General features: G+C 65.7%; 9 protein-coding genes. 4 read left to right on the plus strand and 5 right to left on the minus strand.

Features of this window, described 5'->3' with window-relative positions:
- The first annotated feature begins 5 nt into the window (after positions 1 to 5).
- The 4 genes from IV091_RS14580 (at position 6) to IV091_RS14595 (ending at position 4,561) form a co-directional block, all read left to right on the plus strand.
- Positions 6 to 146, plus strand: a complete 141-nt coding sequence (locus IV091_RS14580; protein WP_293469970.1) for a chaperone modulator CbpM — start codon at positions 6 to 8, stop codon at positions 144 to 146.
- A gap of 72 nt (positions 147 to 218) precedes the next feature.
- On the plus strand, positions 219 to 3,698 hold the full coding sequence (locus tag IV091_RS14585; RefSeq protein ID WP_293469956.1) for a DNA methyltransferase: 3,480 nt from the start codon (positions 219 to 221) through the stop codon (positions 3,696 to 3,698).
- Between the two features lie 246 nt (positions 3,699 to 3,944).
- On the plus strand, positions 3,945 to 4,169 hold the full coding sequence (locus IV091_RS14590) for an AbrB/MazE/SpoVT family DNA-binding domain-containing protein (RefSeq protein WP_293469958.1): 225 nt from the start codon (positions 3,945 to 3,947) through the stop codon (positions 4,167 to 4,169).
- The gene (locus tag IV091_RS14595) at positions 4,166 to 4,561 is read left to right on the plus strand and encodes a type II toxin-antitoxin system death-on-curing family toxin (protein ID WP_293469960.1); all 396 of its coding nucleotides are present in this window, start codon (positions 4,166 to 4,168) and stop codon (positions 4,559 to 4,561) included. The genes IV091_RS14590 and IV091_RS14595 overlap by 4 nt, the downstream gene beginning before the upstream one ends.
- Before the next feature lie 124 nt (positions 4,562 to 4,685).
- On the opposite strand, the gene IV091_RS14600 is transcribed toward IV091_RS14595, so the two are convergent.
- From IV091_RS14600 to IV091_RS14620, 5 genes are all read right to left on the minus strand, one after another.
- Positions 4,686 to 5,378, minus strand: coding sequence for a TIGR02466 family protein (locus IV091_RS14600; protein WP_293469962.1), 693 nt, complete (start codon positions 5,376 to 5,378; stop codon positions 4,686 to 4,688).
- Positions 5,375 to 6,055 carry a nucleotidyltransferase family protein gene (locus tag IV091_RS14605; protein ID WP_293469963.1) on the minus strand — a complete coding sequence of 227 codons (681 nt, stop codon included), beginning with the start codon at positions 6,053 to 6,055 and terminating at the stop codon, positions 5,375 to 5,377. The genes IV091_RS14600 and IV091_RS14605 overlap by 4 nt, the downstream gene beginning before the upstream one ends.
- Positions 6,056 to 6,121: 66 nt before the next feature.
- On the minus strand, positions 6,122 to 7,288 hold the full coding sequence (locus IV091_RS14610) for a VWA domain-containing protein (RefSeq protein WP_293469964.1): 1,167 nt from the start codon (positions 7,286 to 7,288) through the stop codon (positions 6,122 to 6,124).
- A gap of 10 nt (positions 7,289 to 7,298) precedes the next feature.
- Complete coding sequence (locus IV091_RS14615) at positions 7,299 to 8,225, minus strand: MoxR family ATPase (protein ID WP_293469966.1); 927 nt, start codon at positions 8,223 to 8,225, stop codon at positions 7,299 to 7,301.
- Positions 8,226 to 8,239: 14 nt separating this feature from the next.
- On the minus strand, positions 8,240 to 8,842 hold the full coding sequence (locus IV091_RS14620; protein ID WP_293469968.1) for an SRPBCC family protein: 603 nt from the start codon (positions 8,840 to 8,842) through the stop codon (positions 8,240 to 8,242).
- Positions 8,843 to 8,875 lie beyond the last annotated feature (33 nt).

Raw genomic sequence — 8,875 nt, forward strand, 5'->3', positions numbered from 1 at the left:
TGCACCTGCAGCGCGCCAGAGTCGCGCTGCGGCTGCAAACCGACCTGGACGTGAACCTGGCCGGGGCCGCGCTGGCGCTGGAACTGCTGGACGAGCTGGACGAGCTGCGCGCGCGGGTGCAGCGCCTGGAAGCAGCCGAACGCTGATGTAGCCGGGCGACCGGCATAGCGGGCACAGCAGGCGGCAGCGCACACCCGCCCGACCGCTATCATCCTTCGATGCAAAACGCCCCCACCGAAGCCGCCGCCCACACATTCATCCAGCGCTGGCAAGGCGTCACCGCCAGCGAGTTGTCCACCGCCCAGAGCTTTGTGCGCGAGTTGTGTGAACTGCTGGGCGTGGAGGTGCCCCACGCCACGGCCGAGCAAAACTACATGTTCGAGCGCCCCATCACCTTTCACCACGGCGACGGCAGCACCAGCCCAGGCCGCGTCGACTGCTACCGCCGTGGCCACTTCGTGCTCGAATCCAAAAAGCTCAGGGCCGGCCAGCACACCAAAGGCTTTGACGACGCCCTGCTGCGCGCCCGCACCCAGGCCGAAGGCTACGCCCGCGCTCTGCCAGCCGCTGAAGGCCGGCCACCGTTTTTGCTGGTCGTCGATGTGGGCAACGTCATTGAGCTGTACTCTGAATTCAGCCGCAGCGGCGCCACCTACACGCCTTTTCCCGACCCGCGCAGCCACCGGCTCAGCCTGGCCGACCTGGCCAGCGCTGATGTACGCAGCACCCTGCGCAGCATCTGGCTGGACCCCGACAGCCTGGACCCCAGCCGCGCCAGCGCCCGCGTCACGCGGCAGGTCGCCACCCAACTGGCCGGGCTGGCCCGCTCGCTTGAAGGCAGCGGCCACACGCCCGACCATGTCGCCGCCTTCCTGACGCGGGCGCTGTTTTCCATGTTTGCCGAAGACGTGGACCTGCTACCCAAGGGCAGTTTTTTAAACCTGCTGCAAACCCACCGCGAACAGCCCGTCACCCTGCAGCAGATGCTGCGCGTGCTGTGGGCCGACATGGACCGGGGCGGTTTTAGCGCCGCGCTGGCCACCCAGGTGCTGCGCTTTAACGGCAAATTGTTCAAGCAGTCCCATAGCGACGGCTACAGCCTGCTATTGAACCAGCAGCAGATTGACGGCCTGATCCTGGCCGCCAACAGCAACTGGCGCGAAGTCGAACCCGCCATTTTTGGCACCCTGCTGGAACGCGCGCTCGACCCCACCGAGCGCCACGCCCTGGGCGCGCACTACACCCCGCGCGCCTATGTCGAGCGGCTGGTGTTGCCCACCGTGATCGAGCCGTTGCGCGCCGACTGGCTGATGGCCCAGGCCGCCGCGCTGGTGCTGGCGCATGAAGCGGCCGAACTCTCCGGCAAGGCCGCCGACGCCAAGCAGGAAGAAGCCCGCGCCGAAATCCGCAAATTCCACCACCAGCTTTGCACCACCCGCGTGCTTGACCCGGCCTGCGGTAGCGGCAATTTCCTCTACGTCACGCTCGAACACCTGAAGCGCCTGGAAGGCGAAGTGATGAACCAGCTTGAAGCGCTGGGCGAAACCCAGGCCCTGCTGGGCCTGGAAGGCGAAACCGTGACGCCCCGGCAACTGCTGGGCATAGAGCTCAACGAACGCGCCGCCGCCATGGCCGAACTGGTGCTGTGGATCGGCTACCTGCAGTGGCACATCCGCAGCCGGGGCAACAAGGCCGTGGCCGAACCCGTGGTGCATGACTACGGCAACATTGAACGCCGCGACGCCGTGCTGGCCTGGGACGACCTGACGCTGGCCCACGACGAACACGGCCAGCAGCTGAGCCGCTGGGACGGCCGCACCTTTAAAACCCACCCCGTGACCGGCGCGCTGGTGCCCGACGAAGCGGCGCTGGTGCCGCAGTGGAAATACAGCCAGCCGCGCCAAGCCCGCTGGCCTGAAGCCGACTTTATTGTGGGCAACCCGCCGTTTATTGGCGCCAGCACCATGCGCGCCGCGCTGGGCGACGGCTACGTGCAGGCCTTGCGCGGGGCCTGGCCCGAAGTACCCGAGAGCGCCGATTTCGTGATGCACTGGTGGAGCCGCGCTGCAGCCCTGGTGGCCTCGGGCTCGGCGCGCCAGTTTGGACTGATCACCACCAACAGCCTGCGCCAGACCTTCAACCGCCGCGTGGTGCAGACTGCGCTGGGCAAAGGCGTGGCGCTGGCCTTGGCCATTCCCGACCACCCCTGGGTGGACAGTGCCAACGGCGCTGCCGTGCGCATCGCCATGACCGTGGGCATGCCAGACACCCTGGCATCAGCGCGGCTGCTGACCGTCAGCAATGAACAGACCGGCGAGTTTGGCGAAGTCAGCGTCACGCTGGCAGAAACCAGCGGCCTGATTCATGCCGATTTGAGCGTGGGTGCGAATGTGGCGTCGGCCGGGGCGATGCTGGCCAATGCCAACATCTCGTCGCCCGGCGTGAAGCTGCACGGCGCGGGCTTCATCGTCACCAATGAGGAAGCCGCCTCGCTAGGCCTCGGCACAGTGCCCGGACTGCAGCACCACATCCGCGACTACCGCAACGGCCGCGACCTGACAGACACGCCGCGCGGCGTGCAGGTGATAGACCTGTTCGGCCTGACCGCCGAGCAGGTGCGCGAACAATTCCCGGCGATTTACCAATGGCTGCTGGAGCGCGTGAAACCCGAGCGCGACCAGAACAACCGCGCGAGCTACCGGGACAACTGGTGGCTGTTTGGCGAGCCGCGCAAGGATTTACGCCCGGCCCTTGCCGGCCTGCCCCGCTACATCGCCACCGTCGAAACCGCCAAGCACCGCACCTTCCAGTTTCTCGACGCCAGCATCCTGCCCGACAACATGCTGATTGCCATCGCCAGCACCGGCGCATTTCACCTCGGCGTGCTGTCCAGCCGCTTGCACGGGGCATGGGCTTTGGTGCAAGGCGGCACGCTGGAAGATCGCCCCCGTTACAACAAGTCCCGCTGCTTCGAAACCTTCCCCTTCCCCGCCGATGACACCGGCCTCACGCCCGAACTGCGCGAACGCATCGCCCAACTCGCCGAACAGATCGACGCCCACCGCAAACGCCAGCAGGCCGCCCACGCAGGCCTGACGCTGACCGGGATGTACAACGTGCTTGAAGCCCTGCGCGAAGGCCGGGCGCTGACGGGCAAGGAAAAGACCCTGCACGAACAAGGCCTGGTCAGCGTGCTCAAGGAACTGCACGACGAGCTCGACGCCGCCGTACTGCTGGCCTACGGGTTTGAGCCCAAGCAAAGCACAGACGCCCTGCTGAGCCACCTCGTCGCGCTGAACACCCGGCGCGCCGCCGAAGAAAAAGCCGGCCACATCCGCTGGCTGCGGCCCGCGTTTCAAGACCCGGCCGTTGCCAGGGCGGCCGCAAACACGCTATCAAATCAAGAGCTTCTTGTGCCTACCCTGAATGGGCTACAAGCCGATTTGACACTTGACTTACCCCAGCAGCCCGTGCCGCACGCCACACCCGCGACGCAGCAGCCCTGGCCAAGCGCCCTGCCCGAACAAGTCCGCGCCCTGGCCCAGTTGCTGGCCAGCGCCCCCAGCGCCCTGCCGCTGCCCGCCATTGAAGCCCACTTCAAAGGCCGTGGCCCCTGGAAAAAAGGCCTGCCCCGCATTCTGGACACCCTCGAAGCCCTGGGCCGCGCCCGGCGCGAGGGCGCGGGCTGGCGCGGGTGAGAAGCGCCGACGCGCAAGCAAAACATGACGCAGACTAAACCGCTTGTCATTCCCGCGAAGGCGGGAATCCAGGGTTCTCAAGGCGCTCTGCTGCTGGATGCCCGCCTTCGCGGGCATGACGGCTATGTTTAAAAGCATTGCCTTCAATGCCAGGCTGACGCGCTTGGGGTTCAAAGGAAAAAATGCAGTAGTTGACGCAGCCCTGGACCCGGTTTAGTATTACATCTGTAATAACAAAGGACTGCCATGCACATGCTTAAACTGACCCAAATCGGCAACTCCGTAGGCGTGGTTTTGCCCAAGGAAGTACTTGCCCGACTGAAGCTGGCCAAGGGTGAAACGGTGTTTTTGACTGAGACACCGGACGGCTACACGCTGACGCCTTATGACCCGGCACTGGAGGAAGAAATCACGGCGGGCCGTGCGTTCATGCGTGATTTCCGGGACACCTTTCACCAGCTTGCCAAATGACGTGGCGCTGGATCACCAAGTCCTCACTGCTGCTGCTACACGGTGAAAGCCTGGCGGAACATGGCGGCGGTGTGGGGTTGCGGGATGAGGGATTGCTGGATTCGGCGCTGGGCCGACCGCTTAATTTGCTGGCCTACGCCGATCCGGCCAACCCGCCGGACTTCGCGGCACTGGCGGCCAGCTACACCGTAGGACTGGCTAAACCCCCCCCTTTTGTGGATGGCAACAAACGAGCGGCCTTTTTGGCCACCGGTCTGTTTCTCTACCTCAACGGCTACCGCTTGTACGCCTCGCAGGCCGAGGCCACGATCACCATGCTCGCCGTCGCCACAGGCGATGTCACCGAAAGCGAATTTTCCGAATGGCTGCGCCAGCATGCCAGGCTGAAGTAAGACGGGCATCGATAAAAGTCGTTCTTACGTCAAAAATATGTATCGAATCAGGCTCTAGCTCTTTATTTACGGTAGCCAGTAGCTATTAAATAAATAGCAATCCTGGCTGTATGTCACCCCGCCATCAAGCCCCGGCGTACCGAAACAACTGGTCGCCGCCGGGCGCGCGTATCTGCGCGTTGAAGGACACGATGATGCGGTCGCGCTCGCCCGCGTAGGGCATGGCCTTGTGCGGCAAAAAGGCCGGAAACAGCACCAGATCGCCTTCGTTCGGCGTCACATCGAGCGTGGCCTGCTGCAAAAAAGCGTTGCCCATGTCGATGTGGGCGCCGCCCAGCAAGGGAAACATAGGGCTGTAAAAGCGTGTGGCGCCGTTGAGCGCGCCCAGCTCCGGATGCCCCTGGCGTTGCGCGGGCGGGTCGATTTGCACGTAGTACACGCCCGACCAGGAACAGTTGCCGTGGGTGTGGATGTCATGAAAGGCGGCGCCGTTCTGGATCTGGAACCAGACGCCCGTGAGTTCAAGCTGAAGGCCATGCCGGCCCGCCGGCCAGACACCGGCGTTGGCCTGCTGCGCCGTGGCCTGAATCGATGCGGCAATGAACTGCAGCAAGGCCTGGAACTCGGGCAGGTCGATGCGGCGCAGCAAGTCGTCGGCGCTGGCGTAAAAGCGGCCGGCGGGCGCCTGCGGGTCGGTGGCGCGCATCGCCAGGAACACGCGCGCCAGCACCGCGTTGACTTCGGCGGCACGTTCAAACCGGTGCACGGCCAGCGGCACCGGCCAGTGCTGCTGCAAGGCGGCGGGGCTTGCGCTCACGCAGCACCCCCGGTAGCGGCATCGGGCAATTCGAGCCGCCAGCCGGTGCGCTGCGCGAGTTGCTCCACGTCTTGCAGCGTGTCCAGGTCGGTGATGAAGCGGGTGTTGCTGGTTTCATGCACATGCACCAGTTCGGGCTGGCGCTCGATCAGGTGGCGGCAGCCCAGGTTGGTGTCGCTGGCCAGAATCTGGCTGCGGGCCACGTCGTCGAGCACGATGGGGTTGCCGCGCTGCCCGCCCACCACCGGCACCACGACGTTGCCGGCGGGGCGTTTTTTGAAGGCTGCGAGCAGCTCGGTCAGGTCGGCCGAACCAATCAGCGGCTGGTCGGCCAGCACCACAAACACCGCGTCAAAATGGCCGCTGAGCGCTGCCAGCCCGACGCGCACCGAGCCCTGCTGGCCCTCGGCATAGGCCGGGTTGTGGGCCAGCGTGACCGGGAAAGCCTGTACCTGGGCCTCAATCGCTTCGCGGGCATGGCCGGTCACGACCACGACTTCGTCAACGCCCGCGCCGCTCAGCGCAATCAGTTGGCGGCTGATCAGCGGCACGCCCTGCAGCCGGATCAGCGGCTTGGCCACGCCGCCCATGCGCGCGCCCTCGCCGGCCGCCAGCAGCACGGCGCCCACGCGCAGGCGCGCATACAGCCCGCCGCCCTGTTTAAGCAAACATCCCATCGTGGTGGTTCCTGGTTGGTAAAAAGCGCAAATACATCAACTACATCGAAAGCTTACGCCAGCAGTTCAAGCCAGCAATTCAGGCAGGCGCATCAGGCTGGCCAGGTTGTGCGCCGGCATGAAGCGCGACACATGGGGCGCGGCCCGCTGCATGGCTTCAGACTGCGGCACCTGTACCGTGGGGTGCAGCCAGCACACGCGGGCGCCACGGCCACGCACCTCTGCCAGCACCTCGGCCAGGGCCTCGGGCGGGTCGGTGTCATAGCCGTCGCTGAACACCATGAACAAATCACCCCGGCCCAAGCTGCGCGCCAGATGCAGATGCAGCGCCTCATGCAGACAGGTGGCAATGCGGGTGCCGCCGCCAAAGCCAAAGGTGACGGCATTGACTTTTTCCTGCACGCGTTCGCTGCGCCGCTTCATGAGCGGCGTGACGTCGGCCAGGCGGGTATGAAACACAAAGGCCCTGGCGTCCATGACCTCGACAAACGCACGGCTCAGGTGCAGAAAAAACTGGGCATGCACGTCCATGGATCGGCTCACGTCCACCAGCACCACCACGCGCGGCGGGCGGCGCTGGCGGCGCACGTAATGCAGCTTGACCAGCTCGCCGCCCGTGGCCAGCGCGGCCCGCAGCGAGCGGCGCAGGTGAATCGGGCCGCTGTCGGGGCGCTGCTGCCAACGGCGCAGCAACTGGCTGCGCAAGCGGCGCTTGAGCGCTTCAACCAGGGGTTCAAAACGTTCGATGTCGCCCGGCAGCCAGTCGGCAAAGTCGCGCTGCTCCAGCGGGTCGGTACGGGCGGCGCCGCCCTGGGCGCGCTCGGGCGCGTCGCTGGCCTCCACGTCGCCAGCGCCGGGCTGCTGGGCCATGCCCACGGTGGGCTGGGCCGCCCCGGGCGGGGTGTTGCCCTTGTTGTCCATGCTGCTGTGCATTTGCTGCACCAGTTCGGGCAGCGAGCGGCCGCGCTGCGTCAGGCCCGAACTGCGGGTGGAGGCCCTGACCTTGTGCGGGAACCAGAAGGCTTGGTGCAGTTCCGGGTACTTCAGCCACTGCTTGTGGCTGCCTGCGGCAATGCCGCGCCACAGCGCCTCGATGCGCGGCCACTGCGCCAGTGGCAGCGCGGCGGCGGCGCGGGCCATCAGTTCCAGCTCGGCGTAACCCAGCGAAAACCCGTGCTCGCGCAAGTAGTGGGCGAACTCACCGAGGCGTTCCCGGGGGTCGGTGGCGTTCATGGCCTGTCATTCATTTCATGGCGCCGGCCACACCCACGTCCTGCGCAATGCGCGGGCCGTCGATGAGCTTGGCGACGCGCTCCACCGTGACCTGCCAGCGGTCGTTGCGGGTTTTGAGCAGCGCGGCCAGCGTGGGCACCAGCGCCTGCGGGTCAACGGGCAACTCGCCGTGGCCGAGCTTGAACAGCACGCGCACCCAGTCCAGCGTTTCGGCCACGCCGGGGGTTTTGTCGAGGTCTTCGCGGCGCAGGCGCTGCACAAAAGCCACGGCTTGCTCGACCAGCCGGCTGGCGGCCTCGGGCACCAGGGTGCGCACAATCTGGATCTCGCGGCCCAGCGACGGAAAGTCAAGGTAATGAAACAGGCAGCGTCGGCGCAGCGCGTCCGACAAATCACGTGTGCCGTTGCTGGTCAAAATCACCAGCGGTTTGCTGCGCGCGGTGAGCGTGCCCAGTTCGGGCACCGTGACCTGGTACTCCGACAGCATTTCCAGCAAAAAGGCCTCGAAGGCATCGTCGGCCCGGTCAATTTCATCAATCAGCAGCACGCAGGGTTCGGGCGAACGGATCGCCTGCAGCAGCGGGCGCTCCAGCAAAAAGGCTTCTGAAAACAGGTTGTCGCGCAGGCGGCCGGTATCGCCCTGGCCGGCTTCGGCCAGACGAATTTCGAGCAGCTGGCGGCTGTAGTTCCATTCGTACACGGCCTGGCTCAGGTCCAGGCCTTCGTAGCACTGCAGCCTGAGCAGCGGGCGGCCCAGCGCGCGCGCGCAGGCGCCCGAAATGGCGGTTTTACCGACGCCGGCCGCGCCTTCGAGCAGCAGCGGGCGCTCCAGCGCCAGCCCCATCCAGACCAGGCTGGCCAGGTCTTCGTCGGCAATGTAGCCGGCCTTGAACAGGCGCTCGCGCAGGCCTTCGGGGGTGGTCAAGGGTTGCGTCATGGGCCGGCGCCGCGTCAGGTCTGGCGGCCAAACAAGCGCGCAAAGAAGTTGCGAATCAGCATCCACATAATGGCCAGCCCATTGAGTTCCCTGGCCACCACGGGCGCGGTGGGCGCTGCAGGCGCACCCGGCGCGGCAGCACTGACCGGCGCAGCGGCACCCTGCACGACTTGCGCTTTTTGCGAAAAAGTTTCGGCGAACTGGGCCAGGATCATGTCGGACACCGAGGTCATCATGCGGCCGCCAAACTGGGCGAACTTGCCGTTGACGATCACCTCGGCATGGCCTTGCAGCGTGCTGTGGCCGTTGTCGGCAGGCACCAGCGCGGCGGTCAGTTCCATGGAGGCCGAGGAGCCGCCTTTGTCGGCGCCCTTGCCTATCATTTTGAGCGTGCGGGCCACCGGGTCCAGCGACAGCACCTCAATGGTGCCGGCAAAGGCTGCCACGGCGGGCCCGACCTTGACCCGGACGCTGCCCTTGAAGTGGGTCGCATCAATTTCTTCGGTGATCTGCGCGCCAGCCATGCAGGTCGCCAGTTCAGGAATGTTGGACAGCACGGCCCACGCGGCGTCGACACCGGCGGCGACGGGATATTGTTTATCGAGCGTGACTTGCATGAATTCTTTCTAAAAACGAGCGGGCGGATGCGC

Source organism: Polaromonas sp., assembly GCF_018780625.1.
GTDB lineage: Bacteria > Pseudomonadota > Gammaproteobacteria > Burkholderiales > Burkholderiaceae_C > Polaromonas.